Source organism: Aeromicrobium sp. REDSEA-S38_B2, assembly GCF_001628525.1.
Classification (GTDB): Bacteria; Actinomycetota; Actinomycetes; order Propionibacteriales; family Nocardioidaceae; genus Aeromicrobium; species Aeromicrobium erythreum.
The window spans coordinates 20,053-44,230 of record NZ_LUNH01000035.1; the positions used below are offsets into that span (position 1 = coordinate 20,053).

The window sequence follows — 24,178 nt, forward strand, 5'->3', positions numbered from 1 at the left end:
GCCCCGTCCCACCCCGACCGTCCCGTCCGCTCGACCGTGAGGAGCACGTCATGAGCGCAGGAACCGCCGCCGCGAGGGCCGAGACCCCCGCTGCCCGACCCGCTCCGCGCGCCGACAGCGCGGTGGAGCCCGTGGTCGAGCTGACCGGCATCGAGATCGGCTTCCCCGGCGTCAAGGCGCTCGACGGCGTGAGCCTGCGACTCCTGCCAGGGGAGGTGCACGCGCTCATGGGCGAGAACGGCGCCGGCAAGTCGACGCTGATCAAGGCGCTGACCGGCGTCTACGCCATCGACGCCGGATCCCTCAAGGTCGACGGCCAGGAGCACCGGTTCTCCGGCCCGGCCGAGAGCCAGGCCGCGGGGATCAGCACGGTCTACCAGGAGGTCAACCTCTGCACCAACCTCACGGTCGCCGAGAACATGCTCCTCGGACGTGAGCCGCGACGGCTCGGCCGCATCCACACCCGGGCCATGAACCGCCGGGCCGCGGAGGTGCTCGCGCGGCTCGGTCTCGACGTGGACCCGACCTCGACCCTCGGCAGCCACCCGATCGCCGTGCAGCAGCTCGTCGCTATCGCGCGGGCCGTCGACGTCGACGCCAAGGTGCTCGTGCTCGACGAGCCGACGTCGAGCCTGGACGCCGACGAGGTCCGCGTGCTCTTCGACGTCGTGCGCTCCCTGCGCGACCAGGGCGTCGCGGTGCTCTTCGTCTCGCACTTCCTCGACCAGGTCTTCGAGCTCTCCGACCGGATGACGGTGCTGCGCAACGGTCGGTTCGTCGCCGAGCACCGGACGGCGGAGATCACGCAGCTCGAGCTCGTGCAGGAGATGATCGGCCGCGAGCTGGAGGTGCTCGAGCGGCTCGACCGCCAGCCCGCCGACCCGGCCGCTCCCGCCGCCGAGCCCGTCCTCAAGGTCGTCGGCCTGGGCCGCTCGGGCGAGCTCGAGGCCACCGACCTCGCCCTGCACGAGGGGGAGGTCGTCGGCGTGGCCGGGCTGCTCGGCTCTGGTCGCACCGAGCTGGCGCGACTCCTCGTCGGCGCCGACGTCGCCGACCGCGGCGAGGTGCAGGTGCAGGGCCGGACCCGCCCCTGGCGCTCCCCGCGCCAGGCCATCGACGCCGGCGTCGCGTTCTCCAGCGAGGACCGTCGGGCCGAGGGCGTGGTCGGCGACCTGACCGTCGCCGACAACATGATCCTCGCGCTGCAGGCCACGCGAGGCTGGCTGCGCCCCGTGCCGCAGCGCACCAAGGACGAGCTCGTCCGCCGCTACATCGAGGCCCTCGACATCCGACCGGCCGACCCGAACGCCCTCATGCGCAACCTCAGCGGCGGCAACCAGCAGAAGGTGCTGCTGGCCCGCTGGCTGATCACCGAGCCGCGGCTCCTGGTCCTCGACGAGCCGACCCGCGGCATCGACGTGGGCGCAAAGGCGCAGATCCAGCAGCTCGTCGCCGAGCTGGCCGCCGACGGGATGGCCGTCGTGTTCATCTCCGCGGAGCTCGAGGAGGTGCTGCGGCTCGCCGACCGCGTCGTCGTCATGCGCGACCGCCGCAAGGTGGCCGAGCAGGTCAACGACGGCCTCGAGGTCTCCGACGTGCTCCGCACCATCGCGGGTGCCGGCGAGTCCGCCGTGGCGCTCGAGGTCGTCCCCGACGCCGAGGAGGCTCCCCGTGCCTGACGTCCGTGCGCTCCTGCGCAGCTCTCTCGTGTGGCCCGTCGTGGCCCTGCTCGCCCTCGTGGCGCTCAACGTCGTCGTCAATCCCGGCTTCCTCTCGGTGCGCCTGCAGGACGGCCGGCTCTACGGGAGCGTCATCGACATCCTGCGCAACGGGGCTCCCGTGCTGCTCGTCGCGCTCGGCATGACCCTCGTCATCGCGACCCGCGGCATCGACCTCTCGGTGGGCGCCATCGCCGCCATCTCCGGGGCCGTGGCCTGCGTGCAGATCGCGGGCTCGAACCAGGAGTCCGCCGCCGGCACGGCCATCGTCGCGATGACGACGGCGCTCGCCGTCGCCGTCCTGCTCGGCCTCTGGAACGGCTTCCTCGTCTCCGTGCTGGGCATCCAGCCCATCATCGCGACGCTGGTGCTCATGACCGCCGGACGTGGTCTCGCGATGCTCGTCACCGACGGGCAGATCACCACGGTCACGAACCCGACGTTCAAGCTGATCGGCGCCGGGTTCTTCCTGGCCGTGCCCGTGGCCGTCCTGGTCGCCCTGGTCGTCTTCGGCGCCACGGCGCTGCTGACCCGGCGCACCGCGCTCGGGATGCTCATCGAGGCCGTCGGCATCAACCCCGAGGCCAGCCGCCTCGCCGGGGTCCGCAGCCGCACGATCATCTGGACCGTCTACGTGTTCGCCGCGTTCTGCGCCGGGGTCGCCGGCCTGATGATCGCCTCGAACACGAGCGCGGCCGACGCCAACAACGCCGGGCTGTGGATCGAGCTCGACGCGATCCTGGCCGTGGTCATCGGCGGCACCTCGCTCGCCGGTGGCCGGTTCTCGCTGGCCGGCACGTTCGTCGGGGCGCTGTTCATCCAGACCCTCGCGACGACCATCCCCAGCATCGGCATCCCGGCGGAGACGAACTACCTGTTCAAGGCCGTCGCCGTGATCGCGGTCTGCCTGCTCCAGTCCCCGCAGGTCCGCAGCACGCTCGCGGCCCGCCGCACGACCCCCTCCCGCGCGAAGGCAGGTGTCCCCGCATGACCACCGCGACCGTCCCCGCCGGATCGGCGCTCGACCGGCTCAAGGGCTTCACGCCCCCCGACCGCTACCTGCCGGTCGTCGCCACCCTCGCCGTCTTCGTCGGCATGTTCGGCCTCGGGTCGGCCCGCTACGAGGGCTTCGCGTCGCCGCAGGTCGTCGCCAACCTGTTCGTCGACAACGCGTTCCTCATCGTGCTGGCCGTCGGCATGACGTTCGTCATCCTCACCGGGGGCATCGACCTGAGCGTCGGCTCGGTGGTGGCGCTGTCGACGATGGTGGCCGCGTCGACGCTGCAGGCCGGCTGGAACCCGGGGCTCGCCATCGCCGCGGTGCTCGCGACCGGTGTCGTCATCGGGCTGTTCCACGGGGTGGTGATCCACTACCTCGGCATCCAGCCCTTCATCGCGACGCTCGCCGGCATGTTCCTCGCCCGTGGGCTCTGCTACCTCATCGACGTCGAGTCGATCCCGATCCGCGACCCGTTCTTCACCGACCTCGCGAGCCGCACCGTGACCCTCCCGGGCGGGGTGTACGTGACGTGGACGGCGCTGCTCGCGCTCGGCGTCGTGGGCGTCGCCGCCTGGGTGCTGCACCTGACCCGGTTCGGGCGCACGGTCTACGCCGTCGGCGGCAGCGAGGCGTCGGCGCTGCTCATGGGTCTGCGCGTCGCGCGGGTCAAGGTCGGCGTCTACGTCGTGAGCGGCTTCTGCTCGGCGCTGGCCGGGCTGCTGTTCTCGCTCTACATGCTCTCGGGGTACAGCCTGCACGCGGTCGGCATGGAGCTCGACGCCATCGCCGCGGTGGTCATCGGCGGGACGCTGCTCGTCGGCGGACGCGGGATGGTGCTGGGGTCGCTGCTCGGGGTGCTCGTGCTGGGGACCATCCAGACGTTCATCTCCTTCGACGGCACGCTGAGCTCGTGGTGGACCAAGATCTCGATCGGGGTCCTCCTGCTGGTGTTCGTCGTCATGCAGCGCTTCTTCACCAGGAGGCAGGCATGACCGTCAGGCCCGACCAGTCCCGCACCCCCGTGATGGCCGACGTGGCCGCGCTCGCCGGGGTCTCGCACCAGACCGTCTCGCGCGTGGTGAACGGGCTCCCGCACGTCGGCGAGGCCACCCGGCAGCGGGTGCTCGCCGCGATCGAGGAGCTCGACTACCGGCCCAACACGGCCGCCCGCACGCTCGTCACCCGCCGCTCGTCGATCATCGGCATCATCAGCACCGAGACCGGTCTGTACGGGCCGAACAGCATCCACCGCACGGTCGAGGAGGCAGCCCGCGAGGCCGGCTACTTCGCCGGTTCGGTAGGGCTGAAGACGATCACCGCCGACGGCCTCGCCGCCGCCGTGGACCACCTGCGCCGCCAGTCCGTCGAGGGCATCGTCATGATCGCTGCGCAGCACGAGGCCCTCGACCTCGTGCGACGGTCCGACCCGGGCGTGCCGCTCGTGGTCGTCGAGGGCGACCTGTCGCGCGCGACGTTCGCCGTCGGCGTCGATCAGCACCGGGGCGCCGTCATCGCCACCCAGCACCTCGTCGACCTCGGCCGTCGCCGGATCGCCCACGTGAGCGGACCGCACGGCTGGACCGAGGCCGAGGCGCGCGCCCAGGGCTGGAGCGACACCGTCGCGACGGCGGGGCTGCAGCCCGGGCCGCTGCTCGAGGGCGACTGGACGGCCGAGCGGGGCTACGCGCTCGGTCTCGAGCTCGCCGTGCTGCGCGACGTCGACGCCGTGTTCGTCGCCAACGACCAGATGGCGATCGGGGTGCTCCGCGCGCTCCAGGAGTCGGGTCTGTCGGTGCCGGACGACGTCAGCGTCGTCGGCTTCGACGACTCGCCGGAGGCGGGCTACCTGATCCCGCCGCTCACGACCGTGCACCAGGACTTCCCCGAGGTCGGCCGCCGGGCGATCGCCGTGCTCCACGCGGCCATCGTCGGCGGGACCGAGGACGTCGACCGACTGGTGGAGCCGACCCTCGTGGTCCGCGCCAGCACCACCCCGCGCGCCCCGCGCGACCGGCCCTCCGGAGGAGCGCGATGACCGAGCACGAGCACGACCACGAGGACGCCTACGTCGTCGGCGTCGACTACGGCACCCTGTCCGGTCGCGCCCTCGTGGTGCGCGTGTCCGACGGTGCCGAGCTGGGGTCGGCCGTGCACCCCTACCGGCACGCGGTCCTCGAGCGGTGCCTGCCGTCGGACCTCACCGGCGGTGCGGAGGTGGCGCTCGAGCCCGACTGGGCGCTGCAGGTGCCGCAGGACTACCGCGAGGTGCTCCAGGTCGCCGTCCCTGCCGCCGTCGAGGCCGCCGGGGTCGACCCGAGCCGTGTCATCGGCATCGCCACCGACTTCACCGCCTGCACGATGGTGCCCACGCTCCACGACGGCACGCCGCTGAACGAGGTCGACGGGTACGCCGACCGCCCCCACGCCTACGTCAAGCTCTGGAAGCACCACGCCGCCCAGGCGCAGGCCGACCGCATCAACGCGCTCGCCGCACAGCGGGGGGAGTCGTGGCTCGCCCGCTACGGCGGCCTTCTATCGTCGGAGTGGGAGCTGGCCAAGGGGCTGCAGCTGCTCGAGGAGGACCCCGACGTCTACGCCCGCACCGAGCGGTGGGTCGAGGCGGCCGACTGGATCGTCTGGGAGCTGTGCGGCACGTACGTGCGCAACGCGTGCTCGGCGGGCTACAAGGGCGTCCTGCAGGACGGTGCCTACCCGTCCGCCGACTTCCTCGCAGCGCTCGACCCTGCGTTCGCCGACTACGTCGAGACCAAGGTCGAGCAGCCGATCGGCCAGCTCGGCGACCGCGCGGGCTCGCTGTCCGCACGCGCCGCCGCCTGGACCGGGCTGCCCGAGGGCATCGCGGTGGCCGTCGGCAACGTCGACGCGCACGTGAGCGCACCGGCCGCGCAGGCCGTGGACCACGGCCAGATGGTGGCCATCATGGGCACCTCCACGTGCCACGTGATGAGCGCCGGCGTGCTGCGCGAGGTGCCCGGGATGTGCGGGGTCGTCGACGGCGGCATCGTCGCCGGCAGCTGGGGCTACGAGGCCGGCCAGAGCGGCGTCGGCGACATCTTCGGCTGGTTCGTCGAGCACGGCGTGCCGCCGTACGTCCACGCGGAGGCGGCCGCCGCCGGCCGCAGCGTGCACGAGCACCTCACCGCCCTCGCCGCCGAGCAGGAGGTCGGCGAGCACGGGCTCGTCGCGCTCGACTGGCACAGCGGCAACCGTTCCGTGCTGGTCGACCACGAGCTCTCGGGTCTCGTCGTCGGCCAGACCCTCGCGACCCGGCCGGAGGACGTGTACCGCGCCCTCATCGAGGCGACCGCCTTCGGCACCCGCACCATCATCGAGGCCTTCACCTCCTCCGGCGTCCCCGTCGAGGAGCTCGTGGTGGCCGGCGGGCTGTCGAAGAACCACCTGCTCATGCAGGTCTACGCCGACGTGACGCGCCTGCCGCTGTCCGTCGTCGGGTCCGAGCAGGGCCCAGCCCTGGGCTCTGCTCTCCATGCCGCCGTCGCGGCCGGCGCGTACGCGGACATACGCGCCGCCGCGAAGGCCATGGGGTCCGTGCAGCGCGGTGTGTTCGTCCCGGACGAGGAGTCGGCGCTCGCGTACGACGCCCTGTTCGCCGAGTACACCGCGCTGCACGACCACTTCGGCCGGGGCGGCAACGACGTGATGCACCGCCTGCGTGCGGTGCGGCGCGACGCCGTACGGCGTCGCCGGACCAGGAAGGACGCCTCATGACCGTGACCGCCGACGTCACCGAGACGCTGCGGACGCTGCGCGCCCAGGTGAGCGCGCTGCACGCGGAGCTCACCCGCTACGAGCTCGTCGTCTGGACGGCCGGCAACGTGTCGGCACGGGTGCCCGGGCACGACCTCATGGTGATCAAGCCGAGCGGCGTCTCCTACGACGACCTCACCCCCGAGAACATGGTGCTCTGCGACCTCGACGGCGAGGTCAAGGAGGGCGACCTCGCCCCCAGCTCCGACACGGCCGCGCAGGCGTACGTCTACCGGCACCTGCCGCACGTGGGGGGCGTGGTGCACACCCACTCCACGTACGCGACCGCCTGGGCGTCGCGCGCCGAGCCCATCCCCTGCGTGCTGACGATGATGGCCGACGAGTTCGGGGGCGAGATCCCCGTCGGGCCGTTCGCCCTGATCGGCGACGACTCCATCGGTCGGGGCATCGTCGAGACGCTGCGCGGCAGCCGCTCGCCGGCCGTCCTCATGCAGAACCACGGCGTCTTCACCATCGGCAAGGACGCCCGCGCCGCGGTCAAGGCCGCCGTCATGTGCGAGGACGTCGCCCGCACGGTGCACGTGGCCCGCCAGCTCGGCGAGCCCGTGCCGATCCCCGAGCAGCAGGTGACGAGCCTGTTCGACCGCTACCAGAACGTCTACGGCCAATGAGCCTTGAGGGAGAGCACCGCATGAGCACCCAGCAGCAGACGCGCGAGGTCTGGTTCCTGACCGGCAGCCAGGCCCTCTACGGCGACGAGACGCTCGCGCAGGTCGCGACGCAGTCGCGCGAGGTCGCGGCCATGGTCGACGGCGACGACCGGATCCCCGTGCCCGTCGTCTGGAAGCCGGTGCTCACGACGGCCGACGCGATCCGACGGGTCGTGCTCGAGGCGAACGCCGACGACGCGTGCGTCGGGCTGGTCGGGTGGATGCACACCTTCTCCCCGGCGAAGATGTGGATCCAGGGTCTCGACGCGCTGCAGAAGCCGTTCCTGCACCTGCACACCCAGTGGCACCGCGACATCCCGTGGGAGTCCATCGACATGGACTTCATGAACCTCAACCAGGCGGCGCACGGCGACCGCGAGTTCGGCTTCGTGCAGACCCGTCTGGGCGTGGCGCGCAAGACCGTCGCGGGGCACGTGAGCGACCCGTCCGTCGGCGCCCGGATCGCGACCTGGGTGCGCGCGGCCACGGCAGCGCAGGACGTGCGCACGCTGCGGCTCGCGCGCTTCGGCGACAACATGCGCGACGTCGCCGTCACCGAGGGCGACAAGGTCGAGGCGCAGCGTCGCTTCGGCGTCTCGGTGAACACGTTCGGCGTCAACGACCTCGTCGACGTCGTCGACGCGGTGGAGCCGGGCGCGGTCGACAAGGTGGTCGCCGAGTACGAGGACCTGTACGACGTCGCGCCCGACCTGCACGCCGGCGCCGATCGGCACCACCTGCTGCGCGACGCCGCGCAGATCGAGGTGGGGCTGCGGCGCTTCCTGGAGGAGGGCGGCTACGGCGCCTTCACGACCAGCTTCGAGGACCTCGGCGGGCTCCGCCAGCTGCCGGGGATCGCGGTGCAGCGGCTCATGGCCGACGGCTACGGCTTCGGCGGTGAGGGCGACTGGAAGACGTCGGTGCTCGTGCGGACCACCAAGACGATGACGGCGGGGCTGCCCGGCGGCACGTCGTTCATGGAGGACTACACGTACCACCTCGAGCCGGGCAACCAGAAGTCGCTGGGTGCGCACATGCTCGAGGTGTGCCCGACGATCAGCTCGCAGCGACCGTCGGCCGAGGCGCACTCACTCAGCATGGGCAACCGCGAGGACCCGGTGCGCCTGCGCTTCGTCGCCGACCCCGGCGAGGCGGTCGTGGTCGGCCTGGCCGACCTGGGCGACCGCTTCCGGCGGACCTCTCCGAGATCCTGCGCACCGAGCTCGTGCACATCGACGCCGACACCACCCCCCACCGCTTCCTGCAGGAGCTGCGCTGGAACGCGGCGTACTACCGGCTGGCGGACGGGATCTGAGCTGCCCCCGGGGCTGCCTCGTCCGGGGTCGTGACCTTGCTGGTGCGCTGGCTGCGGTCGTCGTGACCTTGGTGGTGCGCTGGCTGCGGTCGTCGTGACCTTGGTGGTGCGCTGCCTGGGGCGGTCGTGACCCTGCTGGTGCGCTGCCTCGGCTCTCGCCGGGGGCAGCCTCCGCAAGGGCCTCGACCGGCAGCGTGCCTGGGGGTAGCTCCGGGTCTCGGGGTCTGGCTGAGGCCGCCCTCGCCGCAAGGTTCTTCGTTTCTGCGTTCTTGATGCACCGTTCTGCGTTGGCGCGTCCTATCGGTGGATCTGCAACCGCAGGAGCCGTTCTGCGGTTGAAGATCCACCGATGGCGGGCTGTGGGCGCAGAGGCTTCTGCGTTCACGACGGGATCCCGTAGCAAACGCAGCATCCTTGGCCCCTCAGTGCACGAACGCAGCATCGTGCGCCCACTCCGTGCCCAAGCCGCAGCCCGAGACCCCAGACCAGCGCCGTCGCCAGCCGCCCGGTCGAGGCCCTTTCGGAGACCACTCCCAGCGAAGGCCGAGGCAGCGCACCAGCAAGCCCGGACCCCCTGCGGCAGCGCACCAGCAAGCCCAGACTCCCTGCGGCAGCGCACCAGCAGGACGAGACCCCCTGCGGCAGCAGCAGCAGGACGAGACCACCCAAGCCGGCGCACCGGGAGCGCACCCGGACGATCTGGGACGATCAGGGGGTGAGCAGCAGGCCGGTGGACGACGTCGCGGCGATGCGTCGCGCGCTCGACCTCGCCGCGTCGGCGCTGACGTCCGACGACGTGCCGGTGGGTGCGCTCGTGCTCGACGCCTCGGGGGTCGTGGTGGGGGAGGGGTTCAACACGCGGGAGCGCGACCAGGACCCGCTCGGCCACGCCGAGCTGGTGGCGCTGAGGGCGGCGGCAAGGCAGCTCGGCACGTGGCGCCTGGACGGCTGCACGCTGGTCGTCACCCTCGAGCCGTGCACGATGTGCGCCGGCGCCATCGTGTCCTCGCGCGTGCAGCGGCTCGTGCTGGGGGCGTGGGACGACAAGGCCGGAGCCGTCGGCTCGCTGTGGGACGTCGTCCGCGACCGTCGCCTCAACCACCGTCCCGAGGTCACGTCGGGCGTGCTCGCGGAGGAGTCGTCGGCGCTCCTGCGCGCCTTCTTCGCCGACCGTCGCTGAGCGAGGTTCCGGCGCGTTCTTCCGGGTTAGGGTATTTGGTCCCGGGACCCCGGTTCTCGGTGACATCGTGGATGCGCACCATCCACCACGGGAGGGAGAACCGTGAACATCACCATCATCGGTCGCGCCTGCGCGACCGTCGTCATCACGATCGCCGGCATCAACCTCGCCACGACGCCGGCGAGCGCCGACGACCCGGCGCCCAGCTGTGACCCGGCCGTCGTCCAGGCCGCGCTCACGAAGGCCGAGGCGGACGCGCTGGCCGCGCAGAAGGCGTACGTCACGCACACGCGGACCTCGACGAAGGACCTCGTGAAGCAGCTCAAGGACCGCGAGACCGCCGAGGCGCGAGCCGCCGAGAAGGAAGCACGACGCCTCGCCGTCGCGGCTCGGAAGGACCCCGCGCTCCGCGACGAGGCCAAGGCCGCCCGAGACACGGCCCGTGCCGCGGCCAAGGAGGCAGCCCGTGCGCAGCGCGCGTCGCTCGCCACCCTGAAGCGTCAGGTCAAGGCCGAGCGCGCCGTCCTGAAGTCGCAGTGGGACGCAGCGAAGAAGGCGTTGCGGGACCAGCGCGACCACGCCGAGGAGTGCGCCGAGGCTGCGCAGGCTCCCGAGCCCACGGAGTCGCCCGAGCCGCCCGAGACGGAGCACGACGGCGCGCACGCCTGACACCGCGAGCGCGACGGCGAGCGCCCCGGCCGCCCCCATCGGCCGGGGCGTTCTCGTCTGCCTGCGCGAGGCGCGGACGCCGCTGATTCCCAGGTCCTGATGGGAATCTTTCACCCACCTGCGGATGATTCAGCCGGTGAGCGTGGGAGAAGCATGGTGAGCTGCTCTGATTCCCATCACCTCATGGGAATCATCACGCGCGGACGGCAGCGGAATAAGTTGAATGTTGAACTAGTTGATGCGACCATCGACGCAAGGAGGCTCCCATGAGCAGCATGCAGTTCGGCATCTTCACCGTCGGCGACGTCACCCAGGACCCGACCGACGGGACGACGCCCACGGAGAACGCGCGCATCAAGGCGCTCGTCGAGATCGCGAAGAAGACCGAGGAGGTCGGCCTCGACGTCTTCGCGAGCGGGCAGCAGCACAACCCGCCCTTCGTGACGACCTCGCCGACCACGCTGATGGCCTACATGGCCGCGCAGACCGAGCGCATCGTCTTCTCCACGGCCATCGCGCAGATCACCACGAACGACCCGGTCCGGCTGGCCGAGGACTACGCCGTGCTGCAGCACCTCTCCGACGGCCGCGTCGACCTCATGCTCGGACGCGGCAACTCCGCCCCGGTCTACTCGTGGTTCGGCCAGGACCCGACGCGCGCCGTCGAGCTCACGGTCGAGAACTACCAGCTGCTCCGCCGGCTGTGGGACGAGGACGTCGTCGACTGGGAGGGCCGCTTCCGCACGCCGCTGCGCGGGTTCACCGCCACGCCGCGCCCCCTCGACGGCGTGCCGCCCATGGTCTGGCACGCCTCGATCCGCACGCCCGAGGTCGCCGAGCTCGCGGCCTACTACGGCGACGGCTACTTCGCGAACAACATCTTCTGGCCGAAGGAGCACTACATCCGGCTGATCAACTTCTACCGGCAGCGCTACGCCCACTACGGGCACGGCGAGCCGGAGCAGGCGATCGTCGGGCTCGGCGGCCAGGTGTTCATGCGCAAGAACAGCCAGGACGCGATGCGGGAGTTCCGGCCCTACTTCGACAACGCGCCGGTCTACGGCCACGGGCCGAGCCTGGAGGACTTCACCGCGCAGACGCCGCTCACCGTCGGCAGCCCGCAGGAGTTCATCGAGAAGACGCTGACCTTCGCCGACTACTTCGGCGACTACCAGCGCCAGCTGTTCCTCGTCGACCACGCCGGACTGCCGCAGAAGGAGGTGCTGCACCAGATCGACATGATCGGCGAGGTGCTGCCCACGCTGCGCAAGGAGTTCGAGGCCCGCCGGCCCGCCGGCGTCCCCGACGCGCCCACCCACGCCTCGCGCGTGGCGGCCCGCGACGCCGCCCAGGCCGACAGCCCCGACGAGGAGGTGCGCGCATGACCCGGGTCGTCATCGTCTCCGCCGGCCTCGGCAACCCCTCGACCACCCGGCTGCTCGCCGACCAGCTCGCCGCCGGCGTGCGGCGGGCGGACACCACCGCGTCGATCGAGGTCGTCGAGCTGCGACCCCTCGCGCACGACGTCGTCGACGCCACGCTCAGCGGCTTCGCGTCGCCGCGGCTGCAGCACGTGGTCGACCAGCTCGGCGCGGCCGATGCGGTCGGGTTCGTCACCCCTGTCTTCCAGGCGTCCTACAGCGGACTCTTCAAGTCCTTCGTCGACGTGCTCGAGCCCGACGCGCTCGTCGGCAAGCCGGTGCTGCTCGGCGCCACCGGCGGCACGGCCCGGCACTCGCTGGCCGTCGAGTACGCGATGCGTCCGCTGATGGCCTACCTGCAGGCCGTGCCGGTGCCCACCGGCGTGTTCGCGTCGCCGCACGACTGGAGCGCCGACGGCGAGGGGGCACTGACGACCCGTGTCGACCGCGCGGTCGGCGAGCTCATGAGCATGCTGCGCGGGGCCGGCACGGGGCGCACCCGCAACGACGACATCGACCTGTTCAGCGAGACGATGCTGAGCATCTCCGACCCGCAGCGCCGACCCTGACGCAGCGTCCCCGAGCGCTCGCCGAGCCGCCGCGCCGAACGTCTACCGCGTCGACGTCGTCGGGCGTACGGTCGGAGGATGTGCCGGAACATCCGCAGGCTCCACAACTTCGAGCCGCCCACCACCGACGACGAGGTGCGTGAGGCCGCGCTGCAGTTCGTGCGCAAGACGAGCGGCTCGACCCGACCCTCGCGCGCCAACACCGAGGCGTTCGAGCGGGCGGTCGACGAGATCGCGGCGGCCACCCGGCGCATGCTCGACGACCTCGTGACGAGCGCCCCGCCGCGCGACCGGGACGTCGAGGCGGTCAGGGGTCGCGAGCGGCACGAGAAGCGCATGGAGCGCGAGGTGCGCCTGCGCACCGGCGCCGCGTCCTAGGAGCCCGCTAGTCGGGCGTCGACGCGGGCAGGTGCTCCTCGAACCACTGCAGCACGAGGTCGCGCGCCACGAGCGTGCCGAACGACACCGTCCCCAGGCCTCGACCGAGCGTGTGCTCCTGGCCGGGCAGCTCGACGTAGCGCGTCGTGATGCCGGCCCGGCGCGACGCGTCGGCGAACCGACGCACCGGGTCGGGAAGGATCAGGTGGTCGGCCCCGCCCTGGACGACGAGGACGGGCGCACCGTCGCACGCGCCGACCACGGACCGGCACTGCCGCAGGGGCTCCTCGACGTGCTCGGCGGAGTCGGTGAACGCGTACCGCTCGGGAAACTCACGTGGCGAGCCGCCGACGTACAGGTCGCCGTAGCCGCGTCCCAGCGCCGACTCCTCGTAGGCGGCCGACCCGTCGACCGCGGGGTACAGCCCCACCACTGCGGACACGCGCGGCAGGTCGTCGCGCGACCCGCACGACGGGTCGAGGCTGCGGCCCAGGTTCGCCGCGTTGATCGCGAGCTGACCTCCGGCGGAGTCGCCCATCGTCCCTACGCGGTCGGGGTCGAGCCCGACCCGCGGGCCCCGACGGGTGACCCAGGTCAGCGCGCAGCCGACGTCGGCCACGGCGAGGTCCCACGTCTGGCGGTCGCGCGTCGCGAGCCGGTAGCTCACGTCGAGGACGGCGTAGCCGCGGTCGAGCAGCGGCGGGAAGTAGGCGGTGGGACGGGGGCTGCCGCTCGTGAAGCCGCCGCCGTGCACGTTCACGACGACGGGCACGCGACGGTCGGCCGAGGCGCCCTGCGGCAGGTAGAGGTCGGCCGACAGCGCGACTCCGTCGACCTGCCCGACGGTCACCGTCCGGTCGGGCTGCACCACGCCCCTCTGGAACGGCAGGGTGGGTGCGAAGACGCCGACGTCGGCGCCGACCCGCTGCGCGTCGACCACCTGGTAGGTCCACAGGCCGAGCGACGAGACGAGGGCGAGCGCCGTGACGACGGGCAGCGGTCGCCACGGGTCGAGGCCGCGACGGCGGGCACCGACCAGGGCGATGACGAGCAGCGCCGCCGCGAGGACGACGTTCCACACGCCGAGCGCGTCGCGCCACACGCCGACGGCGACGACCACGTACTGCGCGGCGTGGTGCTGGAGCACGGGCTCCCACCAGGAGGGACGGGTCCAGGCGACCACCTGGCCGAGCACGGTGACGAGCACCAGCACCACCAGCAGGGTGCGACCGAGCCCTCGCAGGGCTCCGCCTCCCGCCCGATCCGCTGCCACGTCGTCCCTCTCGTCGTCCGTCCCCCGGCGGAGACCGTACCCGCGGTCGGCCCAGGTCGCGAGCGGGGCCCCGGGCCCTACCGTGGAGGGATGGTCGCCTCCCCGTACCGGCTCGTCCCCGCCCGCTCGGACCGTCGGCTGAGCGAACGGTTCTTCGGCCGGTTCCGCCGGGTCGGGCTGCGCGGCGTGCTCGCCGACCTCGACCGGCGGGCGACGCCGGCGCAGGTGCCGGGCGAGGCCGTGGCGGAGGGCTTCACGTGGGAGGAGCGCGACGCGAGCACCGACCGGTGGTGGCCGCAGGGCGTGACGACGTCGGCCGACGCGTACGGACCTGACCCGCAGTCGGGCACCTACGCGGGCCGTCTGGTGCTCCTCGCGAGCTGGTACGCCCACGGGGCGCTCGGCTGGCTGCTCCTCGGGTCGCGGGTGTCCGTCGTCGACCTCACCGACCCCGCGGACCCTCGCTACCGGCACGTGCTGCTCGTGGAGCCGCGGCGCCGGTTCGGGCTGCACCGGCTGCGGCCCGTGCGGGTGCATGCGGGCGGGATCGTCTGGTACGGCGACCACCTGTTCGTCGCCGGCAGCTCACGCGGCATCCGCGTGTTCCGCGTCGACGACGTCGTGCGCGTGCGCAACCGCTGGCGCACGCGCGGCTACCGCTACGTCCTGCCGCAGCTGACGACCTACGACGCGTCGACCACGGGCGACGCGCGACCGATGACCTACTCCTTCCTCTCGCTCGACCGCGCGGGCGATGTCGACCACCTGGTGGCCGGTGAGTACGGCCGCAAGGGCGCCACCCACCGTCTGCTGCGCTACGAGCTGGACCGGGCGACGCAGCTGCTGCGTGGCGTCGAGGCGGGCCCGGCGGAGCCGGTGGAGGCCCACGACGGTGTCGCCCCGCGGATGCAGGGAGCCGTGCTCGTCGACGGCACGTGGGTGATCACCGCGAGCGCCGGGGAGGACGTCGCGGGGGACCTGTGGGTCGGACGTCCTGGTGCGCTCCACCGGCACCGCGGCGTGCTGCCGACCGGTCCGGAGGACATCACGTGGTGGCCCCAGCGGGGTCAGCTGTGGACGCTCACCGAGTGGCCCGGGCGTCGCTGGGTGTACGGCATCGACGTCGACCGGTGGGTGCGTCCGGCGCCGCCCGCCTGACCCGCGACCCGCGACGGGCCGCCCACGCCGACGGAGGTCAGAGGCCGAGCAGGGTCCGGGACTCCTCGCGCATCTCGACCTTGCGGACCTTGCCGGTGACCGTCATCGGGAACTCCTCGACCACGTGCACGTACCGCGGCACCTTGTAATGGGCGAGCCGTCCGTCGCAGAACTCCCGCACCGCCTCGACCGTCAGCGTGCCGATGCCCTCGCGCAGGCGGACCCACGCCATGAGCTCCTCGCCGTAGCGCGCGTCGGGCACGCCGACGACCTGCACGTCGAGCACGTCGGGATGGGTGAGCAGGAACTCCTCGACCTCGCGCGGGTAGATGTTCTCGCCGCCGCGGATGACGACGTCCTTGATGCGACCCGTGACGCTGACGTACCCGTCGTCGTCCATGACGGCGAGGTCGCCGGTGTGCATCCACGCGTCGGCGTCGATCGCCTCGGCGGTCTTGGCCGGCTCCTCCCAGTAGCCGAGCATCACCGAGTACCCGCGGGTGCACAACTCGCCGGCCGTGCCGCGGGGGACGACGTCGCCGGTGAGCGGGTCGACGACCTTGACCTCGAGGTTGGGGTGCACACGTCCGACGGTGCTGACGCGACGCTCGACCGAGTCGTCGGTGCGGGTCTGGGTCGAGACGGGCGACGTCTCGGTCATGCCGTAGCAGATCGACACCTCCTCGGCGCCCATCCGCTCGATGACCTGCTTCATCACCTCGACCGGGCACGGGGAGCCGGCCATGATCCCGGTGCGCAGCGCGGACAGGTCGTGCTCGTCGAACGACGGGTCGGACAGCATCGCGATGAACATGGTGGGCACGCCGTACAGCGACGTGCAACGCTCCTGCGCCGCAGCGCGCAGAGTGGCGGCGGGGTCGAACATGGGCGCGGGGACGACCATCGTCGCGCCGTGCGACGTGGCTGCGAGGTTGCCCATGACCATGCCGAAGCAGTGGTAGAAGGGCACGGGGATCGCGATCCGGTCGTCGGCCGTGTAGTGCAGGAGCTCGCCGACGGCGAAGCCGTTGTTGAGGATGTTGCGGTGCGAGAGGGTGGCGCCCTTGGGGAAGCCGGTGGTGCCCGACGTGTACTGGATGTTGATCGGGTCGCCGGGGTCGAGGGTGGCCTCCACGGCGTCGACGTCGAGGTCGCTCGCGCGGCCGGCGTCGGTCATGGCCTCCCAGGAGGGGGTTCCGATCAACAGCACGTCCCTGAGGTGCGGGTGGTCGGGGCGGACCTGCTCGATCATGTCGGCGAACGAGGCGCCCTTGAGCTCGGGCACGGCGACGATCGCGCGCATGCCCGACTGGCCGACGACGTAGCCGAGCTCGTGGGCGCGGTACGCGGGGTTGACGTTGACCAGCACGACGCCGAGGCGCGCCGTCGCGTACTGGACGAGCGTCCACTCGGCGCAGTTCGGCGCCCAGATGCCGACCCGGTCGCCCTTCTGCAGCCCCAGCGACGCGAGCCCGCGCGCCACCGCGGTGACGTCGTCCCACAGCTCTCGGTAGGTCCAGCGCCGTCCGGTGGCGCACTCCACGAGCGCCTCGCCGTCGGGCACGCGCGCGACGGTGGCGGCGAGGTCGGCACCGATCGTGGTCTCGAGCAGCGGGACGTCGGTGCTGCCGGTCGTGTGGCTGGGTCGGGCTGGCATCGGTCCCCCCGAGAGCAGTGTGTGCTGGGTCACGACGAGTCTGCCACGCGCCGACGACCGGCCTCCGGCCCGACCTCAGGAGGTGGCGTCGAGCACCCTCAGGATGTTGCGTCCTGTGAGGCGGGACAGGTCGTCTGCGGACCAGCCGCGTCGAGCCAGCTCGTCGAGCAGCGCGGCGTGACCGGTGACGTCGTCCATGCCGACCGGGAAGTGGTCGAAGCCGTCGTAGTCGCCGCCCAGCCCCACGTGCTCGACCCCGGCCACCTCGCGGGCGTGGTCGACGTGGTCGGCGACGTGCTCGACGGTGACGACGGGCTTCTCGCCGGCCGTGGCGGGGTCGGTCTCGTGCCGCTCGAACCAGGCCGCGAACTCGGCGCTGACGAAGGACGGCACGTAGGTGACCATGACGACCCCGCCGTTGCCGGGGAGCCGCTCCAGCACGTCGTCGGGGACGTTGCGCGGGTGGTCGGTGACGGCGCGGCACGAGGAGTGGCTGAAGATCACCGGCGCGCTGCTGACGTCGAGCGCGTCGTGCATGGTCGTCGCGGCGACGTGCGAGAGGTCGACGAGCATGCCGACGGCGTTCATCTCGCGCACGACATCGCGGCCGAAGGCGGTGAGGCCGCCGTGCTGCGGCACGTCGGTGGCGGAGTCGGCCCACGGCGTGTTCTCGTTGTGGGTGAGCGTCATGTAGCGCACGCCGAGGCGCGCGAGCTGGCGCAGGACCGCGAGAGACCCGTCGATGCTGTGCCCGCCCTCGGCACCGAGCAGCGATGCGAGCCGCCCCGAGGCCCAGGCGGCGCGGACGTCGTCGCCCGTCCAGCACAGCGCCGTGCGCTCCGGGTACCGGGCGACCAGGCGGTGCACCCAGTCGACCTGCTCCAGCGTGTAGGTGACGGCGTCGGCCCCACGCCGCTCGCAGGGCGCGTAGACCGACCAGAACTGCCCGCCGACGCCCGCGGCGCGCAGCCGGACGAGGTCGGTGTGGAACGTCGGCTCGACGCCGTCGGCCGCGCGGTCGGCGTCGAGCCCCTCGACGGAGTACCCGGCGGCCTCCCGCGCCTCCCACGCGAGGTCGTCGTGGCCGTCGACGAGGGGTGCGACGCGCACGGCCTCCTGGGCGGCGGGTTCGGTGAGCAGGGAGCCGAGGGTCGCGTCCATGCCTCCACGGTAGGACGCCGGGCGTCAGCCGCCGGGACAGGTGTTGGTGCCGCCGCTGTGCACGGCGCACCCGCCGTTCGGCCGCGCAGGTGTCGGCTCGGGCGCGGTGCGGTCGCGCCAGTCGCGTGCGGCGTCCGGTCCCACGGCCACGACGGGCACGAGCGCCAGCGCCACCGCGAGGCCGAGCCCGACGGCGGCCAGGGCGCGACGCTGCACGAGCGCGAGGCACAGTCCCATGAACGGCAGCACCGTGGTGAGCGCCATGGCGACGGTGACGCCGACGAGCACCTTCGTCTCCTCGGACGGCGTGAGCCCGTCGAGGCTGAAGCCGGTAGCGGCGGTCCAGAGGTAGGCGAGGAGGCCGGCGACCCACGACACCCAGGCGAGCGCGATCCCCCGGGAGGTCGAAGGGTCTGCCGTCGTCCGGTGCTCTGTCACGCGCCACCTCCGGGGGGCTCGGGTCGACGTGACTGTCCCGTGGCGTCGGCTGCGGTGTCAATGCTCGACGCCGGTGGCAGGGTGGGTCGTATGCACCCGCTGCACGAGCTGAGCCTGGCCGACCTGCGTCGCCGCACGAGCGTCAAGTGGACGCTCCACGAGCCCGACGTGCTGCCCGCGTTCGTCGCCGAGATGGACGTGCCGCTCGCGGAGCCCGTCGCCCAGGCGCTGTCCGAGGCCGTCGCGCTCGGCGACACCGGCTACCCGAAGGCCGGGACGTACGGGCAGGCGCTGGCGTCGTTCGCGGCCGACCGCTGGGGCTGGACCGTCGATCCGGCCAGCACGCTCGACGTCGCCGACGTGATGGTCGGCATCGAGGAGGTGCTGCGGCTGCACGCGGCCCCGGAGGCCCCGGTGATCCTCAACCCGCCCGTGTACCCGCCGTTCTACGACGCGGTCGCGCACGTCGGGCGCTCGAGGGTGGAGGTGCCGCTCGGTGCCGACGGACGGCTCGACCTCGACGGCCTGGCCACTGCTTTTGCCCGCCACCCGGGCGCCGCCTACCTGCTGTGCAGCCCGCACAACCCCACCGCGGTCGTGCACACCCGCGAGGAGCTGTCGACCGTCGCCCGGCTGGCCGCCGAGCACGGCGTGCGGGTCGTGGTCGACGAGATCCACGCCCCGCTCGCGCCGGTGTCGGGCGAGACCGACGCGTTCGTGCCGTACCTGTCGGTCGAGGGGACCGACGACGCCTACGCCGTGCTGTCGGCGTCGAAGGCGTTCAGCCTGGCGGGCCTGAAGGCTGCCGTGGTCGTGGGCGGCGCCGCCACCGCCGACGAGCGGGCCGCGGTGCTCGAGATCGTCAGCCACGGCCCCAGCCACCTCGGCACCCTGGCCCACGTGACGGCGCTGCGCGAGGGTCGCGACTGGCTCGACGCGCTGCGCGCCGACCTGCGCGCGAACCGCGAGCTGCTCGAGGCACTCGTGGACGAGCACCTGCCCTCGGCGCGGCTGCTCGCCGGGCCGGGCACCTACACGGCGTGGCTCGACCTGCGCGCGTACGACGTCGGCGACGACCCGGCCGCGCGCCTGCTGGAGCAGAGTCGGGTCGCCCTCGCCCCCGGCCCGACGTTCGGCGGCACGTCGCGCGTCGGCGACGGCCGCGCTCGCCTGACCTACGCCACCCCGCCCGACGTGCTGCGCGAGATCGTCACCCGAGTCGCCTCCGCCCTGCCCTGACCCCACCCACCCGTACGCCTGAGCCCGCGTTCTGTGGAGTCGGTGACGGTCTCGCGGCGGGAAAGCGTCGCAAGGTTCACCAAACGCCTGGTTCGCGCTGGGGGTCAGGGGGAGGGGACGACGAGGTCGGCCTGGTCGCGCCGGGCGAGCACGCGCCGGGCGTTCGGCTCGTCCACGTCGTCGACCCACGCCTGCGCGTCCTCGCGCGACTTCCCGTGCTTGACGTGCCGCATGACGAGGCGCGACCGGCGCCGTCCGTCGTCGAGGTCGACGAACCAGACGGCGTCGAGCTCGCGCCGGACGTCGGGCCACGGCTCGTCGGCGTCGAGGAGGTAGTTGCCCTCGGTCACGACCACGCGGTGCTCCGGCGCGATCGTGATCGACGCCGCCAGGGGCTGCTCGAGGTCGCGCTCGAAGCCCGGCGCCAGCACGTCGTGGTCGGTCTCCGCGCGCAGGCGTCGCAGGAGCGCGAGGTAGCCGTGCGCGTCGAAGGTCTCGACGGCACCCTTGCGAGCGAGGAGTCCGCGCTCGAGCAGGGCGACGTCGGCGAGGTGGAACCCGTCCATCGGCACCCGCACGGACGGGACGCCGCGCGCCGACAGCCGGTTCGCGAGCCGTCGGGCCAGCGTCGACTTCCCGCTCCCGGGTGCGCCGACGAGGCCGACCAGCACGCGACGGGCCGGGTCGGCCTCAGCCAGCGCTGCCGCCCGCGCGGCGAGGTCGTCGAGGTCCACGACGCTCATCCTCCTCCTGCGCGGGGTCGCTCCCCCTCGTCAAACCCACCGCCGGGTGACGCGCAGGGGTCCGGTAAGGTACCCCGCGGTGGCGTGTCCGAGCGGCCGAAGGTGCATCACTCGAAATGATGTGTGGGGTCAAACCCACCGTGGGTTCAAATCCCACCGCCACCGCCGGTGAGAAGGGCCCCCAGCGTTCTGCGCCGGGGGCCCTTCTCCGTCCACGGGCGACGCCCTGGTCACGGGAGGGCGAGGCCACGTCGCCACCGACGTCCTCGCCCTCCTTCGCCCCACCGGCCTATGCTGGCGAGGTGTTCGAGACCGCGATGCTGAGCCGGGCGACCGGGTTGCTCGCGTTCGTCCTGTGCCTCGCGGCGCCGTCGGAGTCCACCGCAGCGGCGGGCGTCGCCGTCCTCATCGCCGCGGCGCTGGTGGTGGCGGCGGGTTCGCGCGTCGTCGTCGAGCACCGTGTCACCGGGGTCGGGGTGCGGCCCGGTGAGGCCGTGCGGCTGGTGCCCGTGCTCTCCTCGCGCATCGCGGACCCGGTGCGGCAGCCGGTGCGTCCGCGCGCTCCCGGTCTGGTCTGAGGTCGCCTTCGGGCGACGTGCCCGATCCGATCCTCAGACCAGGAGAACTCCCATGCTCGACCCGTTGAAGCACGTCCTGTCCGCCCTGCTGTCCCACACCCACGCCCTCCTCACGCACCTCGGGGCCGACCCCGGTGGTGCCGTCGGCTGGTGCCTGAGCATCGCCGCGATCGTCGTGGTGGTGCGCTCCCTGCTGCTGCCGATCACGATCCACCAGGTCCGCAACGCGCGCCGGTCCGCGCTCGCCCGACCACAGCTGCAGGAGATCGCCCAGCGGTACAAGGGCCGCACCGACACCGAGAGCGTGCGCGCCATGATGGAGGAGCGTCGCGCCGTGTCGGCCGAGCACGGCGTCTCGCGGCTCGGGTGCCTGCCCGTGCTGCTGCAGGTGCCGCTGTGGATCGCGCTCTACCACCTGCTCTCCGACGTCGCGGCCGGCTCGCCGGTCGGGTCGATGGACGCCGAGCAGGTGGCGCTCTTCGACCGCGCCCAGCTGTTCGGCACCGGTCTGGCCGACAGCGGCATGCTCGGCCACGGAGGGCTCCACCTGGCCGTCGTCCTCACGCTCGCAGCCGTGGCCGCGCTGGTCTCCTTCGCGACCCAGCACCTGTTCGTCATGCCGAACACCCCGACCGAGGGGATGCCCGAGGCGATGCAGCAGGCCACCCGCATGATGCCGACGCTCTCGGCCGGAGGGCTCCTGCTCACCGGGACGTTCGTGCCCGTCGGCCTGCTCGTCTACTGGGTCGCCAGCCAGGTGTGGACGCTCGGCCAGTCCTTCGTGGTCTGGCGGTGGTTCCCGACGCCCGGCAGTCGGGCGGCGCGGCGACGCGAGGCGGCCACGGACTGACGACGCCGCGCTGTCGCTCGCCGCTCGGCCTGCGACGTCTGCCGCGTCTGCATCGGCAGCGACGAGAGGGTCCGCCGCCTCGACCTGTCGTGCGACGGCGGCCGGTGGCTCCCTGGCCTGTCAGTCGCCCATCGCACGCTGCAGGACGTCGGCGAAGTCGCCGTCGACGTGGATGGACATCGTTCCCTCGTCGTCGAAGCGGGTGAGCTGCACGTAGGCCGACCCGTTCCACCAGTACAGGTGGGGGCTGACCTGGCCGACGCCGTCGGAGTACCCGAGCGCGGTGAAGCGCGCCATGCTGTTCACCACCGAGACCACCGTCGCGTCGCGCACCACGTGCCAGCAGAGCTGGTGACGGTGCGGGACGCTCATCAGCCAGCCGAGGTCGCTCGGCGCGGCGTCGTCGACCCCGGCGGGCAGCTCGGGGAGCAGCAGCGCGCGGCTCGCGGTGTGGACCGAGTCGCCGAGCAGCACGTGGAAGGCGCCGCCGTCGTGCGCGTCGACCAGCTCCACCTGCTCCGTCGGGAGGGCCCGGAGGTTCTCGAGACCGGCCCGGTGCAGCAGCTCCCATCCGCCAGCAGCCCGTGCGTTCTCGTGGTTGTAGATCGACAAGCTGTCCGGCAGGTCGAGAGCGAGGGCCTCGATGATGCCGGGGGCGAGCTCGCGGTGCGGGAACCCGTCGAGGTCGGGGAGGGTGTCGGCGGGCAGGAGCCGCACGTAGGTGCGACGCCGCTGGTCGTCGGGGTCTGCGCCCTCGAAGGGGTCCTCCCCGTCGAAGCTCTCGAGAAGGTGCCGCACGTGGTCCCGCACCACGGCCGGCCAGTCCCGACGGTCGACGTCGGCGCACGTGGCCGCGACGTTCCAGAACCCGAACTGACGACCTTCGGCGTCGACCGCATGATCGGCGTGGGTGGTCACCTCGAGCCCGTGCTCGCCGAACGCGTGGTGCAGGAGCGTGCGGACGCGGTCGGCGTCCGAGACGGTGAGGAACGTCAGCGCCTCGTCCATCGGCTCGGGCCGGTCCGCGGTGCGCCTCGAGAAGATCCCCATGGTGCCGTCCTTCGTGTCGGGTGCGCGGCCAGCATGGCAGTGCCGGACCCGACGCGGACGGACCCGCGCCGACTCCGGCCTACAGCTGCCCCTCGACGAACTGGGCGACGCCGTTCCCGAACGACCAGTCCTCCTTGGTGTTCTCCGTCAGCGAGACGATCAGGTCGGACGGGGCGAGGCCGCACTCGGCCTCGAGCCGCTCGGCGAGGGTCGCGTAGAGAGCGCGCTTCTGGTCGAGGTTGCGGCCCTGCTGGGTGATCTGCAGGATCACGAGGTCGTCCGTGCGCTTGATGCCGAGCCCGGTGTCCTCGGCGATCACGTGGCCCGGCTTGTGCTCGGAGATCAGCTGGTAGCGGTCGCGCTCGGGAGCGGCGAACACGTCGAGGAGGGTCTGCTGGACGACGTCGGCCAGGCGGCGGACCTCCTCGGGCGTGCGTCGACCCTCGAGGAGGTGCAGGTGGACGAGCGGCACGGGGACTCCTGACGTCGGGACGCGGTCACCTCATCGTCGGCACGCCCGCGGCGACGCGCGACCCGAGCGGGGGTGAGGTCCGGCACCCTGCCCCCGCACGAGCGGTCAGCGCGCCGTGTCGCGGACGGGGCTCGGGCGACCGAGGGACGCCGCCAGCTCGGTCTGGTACGCGGCGTACGCCTCGACCAGCCGCGGCGCGTTCCAGCCCGACGGTCGCAGCTCGGGCGACAGGGCCGGGTCGGTCCGCAGGTGGCGGACGAGCGCGGCGGCCACGGCGAGACGCTCCACGGGCGGTCGTGGCTCGTCGAGGGCCGTGAGCAGTCGGGCGCCGGTGTCCGTCCAGCCGGGCAGGTCCCACAGGCGCGCGGTGAGCCCTCGCTCGTCCATCGGACGCGAGCTCGCCACCACGACGAGGTCGTCGGGCCACGTGGGGAGCGGACGGTCGAGGTTCGCGGGCCGGGTCCAGACGCCCTCGCGCAGCTCGGCGAGCCGCAGCCGCTCCATCTCCTGGCGCAGCGCGGCGCGGTCCGGCGCCGACCGGCCGGCGGCGACCACGACCGCGGTCTCCCACGTGCCGTCCCACGGCCGGTACGGCGGGTCCAGGGCGGCGTCCTGCCGCCGTTGGCGTTCCTGCAGCCGGGCGCCGATGCGGTAGGTGCCGCCCGAGCGCTCGAGGTCGCCCGCGGCGACGAGGCGGGTCAGGGCGGCGCGGAGGGTCGACTCGGGGACGTCGAAGACCTCGCCGGAGGCCACGAGCTGCGCCGGCGTCATCTCCGGCGGGTGCACCGCGAGCATGAGGCTCAGCACGATCGACCGGGCGCTGAGGGGGCGGACGTCCATGCGCACAGT

General features: G+C 72.7%; 24 protein-coding genes and 1 tRNA gene. 17 read left to right on the forward strand and 8 right to left on the reverse strand.

The features are described 5' to 3' along the window. Nucleotides 1-50 precede the first annotated feature (50 nt). The 12 genes from A6Q81_RS08640 to A6Q81_RS08695 all read left to right on the forward strand — a co-directional run bounded on the left by A6Q81_RS08640 (nt 51) and on the right by A6Q81_RS08695 (nt 12,710). On the forward strand, nt 51-1,679 hold the full coding sequence (locus tag A6Q81_RS08640; protein ID WP_286690204.1) for a sugar ABC transporter ATP-binding protein: 1,629 nt from the start codon (nt 51-53) through the stop codon (nt 1,677-1,679). After that, nucleotides 1,672-2,709, forward strand: coding sequence for an ABC transporter permease (locus A6Q81_RS08645; protein ID WP_067860456.1), 1,038 nt, complete (start codon nt 1,672-1,674; stop codon nt 2,707-2,709). Before A6Q81_RS08640 ends, A6Q81_RS08645 begins: the two co-directional genes overlap by 8 nt. Continuing rightward, the gene (yjfF, locus tag A6Q81_RS08650) at nt 2,706-3,710 is read left to right on the forward strand and encodes a galactofuranose ABC transporter, permease protein YjfF (RefSeq protein WP_067860454.1); all 1,005 of its coding nucleotides are present in this window, start codon (nt 2,706-2,708) and stop codon (nt 3,708-3,710) included. Before A6Q81_RS08645 ends, yjfF begins: the two co-directional genes overlap by 4 nt. Continuing rightward, complete coding sequence (locus tag A6Q81_RS08655; protein ID WP_067860452.1) at nt 3,707-4,753, forward strand: LacI family DNA-binding transcriptional regulator; 1,047 nt, start codon at nt 3,707-3,709, stop codon at nt 4,751-4,753. The genes yjfF and A6Q81_RS08655 overlap by 4 nt, the downstream gene beginning before the upstream one ends. Next, the gene (araB, locus tag A6Q81_RS08660; protein ID WP_286690205.1) at nt 4,750-6,468 is read left to right on the forward strand and encodes a ribulokinase; all 1,719 of its coding nucleotides are present in this window, start codon (nt 4,750-4,752) and stop codon (nt 6,466-6,468) included. The genes A6Q81_RS08655 and araB overlap by 4 nt, the downstream gene beginning before the upstream one ends. Further along, a complete protein-coding gene (locus A6Q81_RS08665; RefSeq protein ID WP_067860448.1) occupies nt 6,465-7,139 on the forward strand; it encodes an L-ribulose-5-phosphate 4-epimerase in 675 nt (224 codons plus the stop codon). The genes araB and A6Q81_RS08665 overlap by 4 nt, the downstream gene beginning before the upstream one ends. A gap of 20 nt (nt 7,140-7,159) precedes the next feature. After that, a complete protein-coding gene (araA, locus tag A6Q81_RS08670; RefSeq protein ID WP_286690206.1) occupies nt 7,160-8,527 on the forward strand; it encodes an L-arabinose isomerase in 1,368 nt (455 codons plus the stop codon). A gap of 681 nt (nt 8,528-9,208) precedes the next feature. Further along, on the forward strand, nt 9,209-9,673 hold the full coding sequence (gene tadA, locus A6Q81_RS08675) for a tRNA adenosine(34) deaminase TadA (RefSeq protein WP_257721380.1): 465 nt from the start codon (nt 9,209-9,211) through the stop codon (nt 9,671-9,673). Nucleotides 9,674-9,775: 102 nt separating this feature from the next. Next, entirely contained in the window at nt 9,776-10,342 is a 567-nt protein-coding gene (locus A6Q81_RS08680; protein ID WP_286690207.1) for a hypothetical protein, read from the forward strand. A gap of 275 nt (nt 10,343-10,617) precedes the next feature. Further along, on the forward strand, nt 10,618-11,727 hold the full coding sequence (locus A6Q81_RS08685; protein WP_067861894.1) for an LLM class flavin-dependent oxidoreductase: 1,110 nt from the start codon (nt 10,618-10,620) through the stop codon (nt 11,725-11,727). Beyond that, the gene (locus tag A6Q81_RS08690) at nt 11,724-12,332 is read left to right on the forward strand and encodes a CE1759 family FMN reductase (protein WP_286690208.1); all 609 of its coding nucleotides are present in this window, start codon (nt 11,724-11,726) and stop codon (nt 12,330-12,332) included. Before A6Q81_RS08685 ends, A6Q81_RS08690 begins: the two co-directional genes overlap by 4 nt. Nucleotides 12,333-12,410: 78 nt before the next feature. Continuing rightward, entirely contained in the window at nt 12,411-12,710 is a 300-nt protein-coding gene (locus tag A6Q81_RS08695; protein ID WP_067860440.1) for a DUF2277 domain-containing protein, read from the forward strand. Nucleotides 12,711-12,717: 7 nt separating this feature from the next. Here the strand turns inward: A6Q81_RS08695 and A6Q81_RS08700 are convergent, their stop codons facing one another. Continuing rightward, nucleotides 12,718-13,983 carry an alpha/beta hydrolase gene (locus A6Q81_RS08700; RefSeq protein ID WP_286690209.1) on the reverse strand — a complete coding sequence of 422 codons (1,266 nt, stop codon included), beginning with the start codon at nt 13,981-13,983 and terminating at the stop codon, nt 12,718-12,720. 90 nt (nt 13,984-14,073) lie between these two features. Between A6Q81_RS08700 and A6Q81_RS08705 the strand changes: the two genes are divergently transcribed. Continuing rightward, entirely contained in the window at nt 14,074-15,141 is a 1,068-nt protein-coding gene (locus A6Q81_RS08705) for a hypothetical protein (RefSeq protein ID WP_286690210.1), read from the forward strand. 37 nt (nt 15,142-15,178) lie between these two features. Here the strand turns inward: A6Q81_RS08705 and A6Q81_RS08710 are convergent, their stop codons facing one another. From A6Q81_RS08710 to A6Q81_RS08720, 3 genes are all read right to left on the reverse strand, one after another. Then, complete coding sequence (locus A6Q81_RS08710; RefSeq protein WP_286690211.1) at nt 15,179-16,798, reverse strand: AMP-binding protein; 1,620 nt, start codon at nt 16,796-16,798, stop codon at nt 15,179-15,181. Between the two features lie 75 nt (nt 16,799-16,873). Beyond that, nucleotides 16,874-17,959 (reverse strand): dipeptidase, encoded by a 1,086-nt coding sequence (locus tag A6Q81_RS08715; RefSeq protein WP_286690212.1) that lies wholly within the window; start codon nt 17,957-17,959, stop codon nt 16,874-16,876. Nucleotides 17,960-17,983: 24 nt separating this feature from the next. Then, complete coding sequence (locus tag A6Q81_RS08720) at nt 17,984-18,397, reverse strand: hypothetical protein (protein WP_286690213.1); 414 nt, start codon at nt 18,395-18,397, stop codon at nt 17,984-17,986. A 90-nt stretch (nt 18,398-18,487) separates the two neighbouring features. Between A6Q81_RS08720 and A6Q81_RS08725 the strand changes: the two genes are divergently transcribed. Next, nucleotides 18,488-19,636 (forward strand): MalY/PatB family protein, encoded by a 1,149-nt coding sequence (locus tag A6Q81_RS08725; protein ID WP_286690214.1) that lies wholly within the window; start codon nt 18,488-18,490, stop codon nt 19,634-19,636. A 104-nt stretch (nt 19,637-19,740) separates the two neighbouring features. Here the strand turns inward: A6Q81_RS08725 and A6Q81_RS08730 are convergent, their stop codons facing one another. Next, nucleotides 19,741-20,379 carry a nucleoside/nucleotide kinase family protein gene (locus A6Q81_RS08730; protein WP_067860426.1) on the reverse strand — a complete coding sequence of 213 codons (639 nt, stop codon included), beginning with the start codon at nt 20,377-20,379 and terminating at the stop codon, nt 19,741-19,743. A 78-nt stretch (nt 20,380-20,457) separates the two neighbouring features. On the opposite strand from A6Q81_RS08730, the gene A6Q81_RS08735 reads away from it, so the two are divergent. From A6Q81_RS08735 to yidC, 3 genes are all read left to right on the forward strand, one after another. Next, a tRNA-Ser gene (locus A6Q81_RS08735) sits at nt 20,458-20,544 on the forward strand. A 137-nt stretch (nt 20,545-20,681) separates the two neighbouring features. After that, a complete protein-coding gene (locus A6Q81_RS08740; RefSeq protein WP_286690215.1) occupies nt 20,682-20,957 on the forward strand; it encodes a hypothetical protein in 276 nt (91 codons plus the stop codon). 52 nt (nt 20,958-21,009) lie between these two features. Continuing rightward, nucleotides 21,010-21,807: a membrane protein insertase YidC gene (yidC, locus tag A6Q81_RS08745; RefSeq protein ID WP_286690216.1), complete on the forward strand. Its 798-nt coding sequence runs from the start codon at nt 21,010-21,012 to the stop codon at nt 21,805-21,807. A gap of 120 nt (nt 21,808-21,927) precedes the next feature. Here yidC and A6Q81_RS08750 read toward each other — a convergent pair whose 3' ends face one another. The 3 genes from A6Q81_RS08750 to A6Q81_RS08760 all read right to left on the reverse strand — a co-directional run bounded on the left by A6Q81_RS08750 (nt 21,928) and on the right by A6Q81_RS08760 (nt 24,169). Continuing rightward, nucleotides 21,928-22,857, reverse strand: a complete 930-nt coding sequence (locus tag A6Q81_RS08750) for a hypothetical protein (RefSeq protein ID WP_286690217.1) — start codon at nt 22,855-22,857, stop codon at nt 21,928-21,930. A gap of 79 nt (nt 22,858-22,936) precedes the next feature. Then, complete coding sequence (locus tag A6Q81_RS08755) at nt 22,937-23,329, reverse strand: tautomerase family protein (protein ID WP_286690218.1); 393 nt, start codon at nt 23,327-23,329, stop codon at nt 22,937-22,939. A gap of 105 nt (nt 23,330-23,434) precedes the next feature. Further along, entirely contained in the window at nt 23,435-24,169 is a 735-nt protein-coding gene (locus tag A6Q81_RS08760) for a PaaX domain-containing protein, C- domain protein (RefSeq protein WP_286690219.1), read from the reverse strand. Nucleotides 24,170-24,178: the final 9 nt, after the last annotated feature.

Coding starts and splice junctions, on each gene's coding strand:
- araB (WP_286690205.1), top strand. CDS start 4,750: ATGACCGAGCACGAGCACGACCACGAGGACGCCTACGTCGTCGGCGTC.
- A6Q81_RS08685 (WP_067861894.1), top strand. CDS start 10,618: ATGCAGTTCGGCATCTTCACCGTCGGCGACGTCACCCAGGACCCGACC.
- A6Q81_RS08730 (WP_067860426.1), bottom strand. CDS start 20,379: ATGAGCGTCGTGGACCTCGACGACCTCGCCGCGCGGGCGGCAGCGCTG.
- A6Q81_RS08665 (WP_067860448.1), top strand. CDS start 6,465: ATGACCGTGACCGCCGACGTCACCGAGACGCTGCGGACGCTGCGCGCC.
- A6Q81_RS08695 (WP_067860440.1), top strand. CDS start 12,411: ATGTGCCGGAACATCCGCAGGCTCCACAACTTCGAGCCGCCCACCACC.
- A6Q81_RS08715 (WP_286690212.1), bottom strand. CDS start 17,959: ATGGACGCGACCCTCGGCTCCCTGCTCACCGAACCCGCCGCCCAGGAG.
- A6Q81_RS08725 (WP_286690214.1), top strand. CDS start 18,488: ATGCACCCGCTGCACGAGCTGAGCCTGGCCGACCTGCGTCGCCGCACG.
- A6Q81_RS08705 (WP_286690210.1), top strand. CDS start 14,074: ATGGTCGCCTCCCCGTACCGGCTCGTCCCCGCCCGCTCGGACCGTCGG.
- A6Q81_RS08750 (WP_286690217.1), bottom strand. CDS start 22,857: ATGGGGATCTTCTCGAGGCGCACCGCGGACCGGCCCGAGCCGATGGAC.
- A6Q81_RS08710 (WP_286690211.1), bottom strand. CDS start 16,798: ATGCCAGCCCGACCCAGCCACACGACCGGCAGCACCGACGTCCCGCTG.
- A6Q81_RS08655 (WP_067860452.1), top strand. CDS start 3,707: ATGACCGTCAGGCCCGACCAGTCCCGCACCCCCGTGATGGCCGACGTG.
- A6Q81_RS08760 (WP_286690219.1), bottom strand. CDS start 24,169: ATGGACGTCCGCCCCCTCAGCGCCCGGTCGATCGTGCTGAGCCTCATG.
- araA (WP_286690206.1), top strand. CDS start 7,160: ATGAGCACCCAGCAGCAGACGCGCGAGGTCTGGTTCCTGACCGGCAGC.
- yjfF (WP_067860454.1), top strand. CDS start 2,706: ATGACCACCGCGACCGTCCCCGCCGGATCGGCGCTCGACCGGCTCAAG.
- A6Q81_RS08640 (WP_286690204.1), top strand. CDS start 51: ATGAGCGCAGGAACCGCCGCCGCGAGGGCCGAGACCCCCGCTGCCCGA.
- A6Q81_RS08690 (WP_286690208.1), top strand. CDS start 11,724: ATGACCCGGGTCGTCATCGTCTCCGCCGGCCTCGGCAACCCCTCGACC.
- yidC (WP_286690216.1), top strand. CDS start 21,010: ATGCTCGACCCGTTGAAGCACGTCCTGTCCGCCCTGCTGTCCCACACC.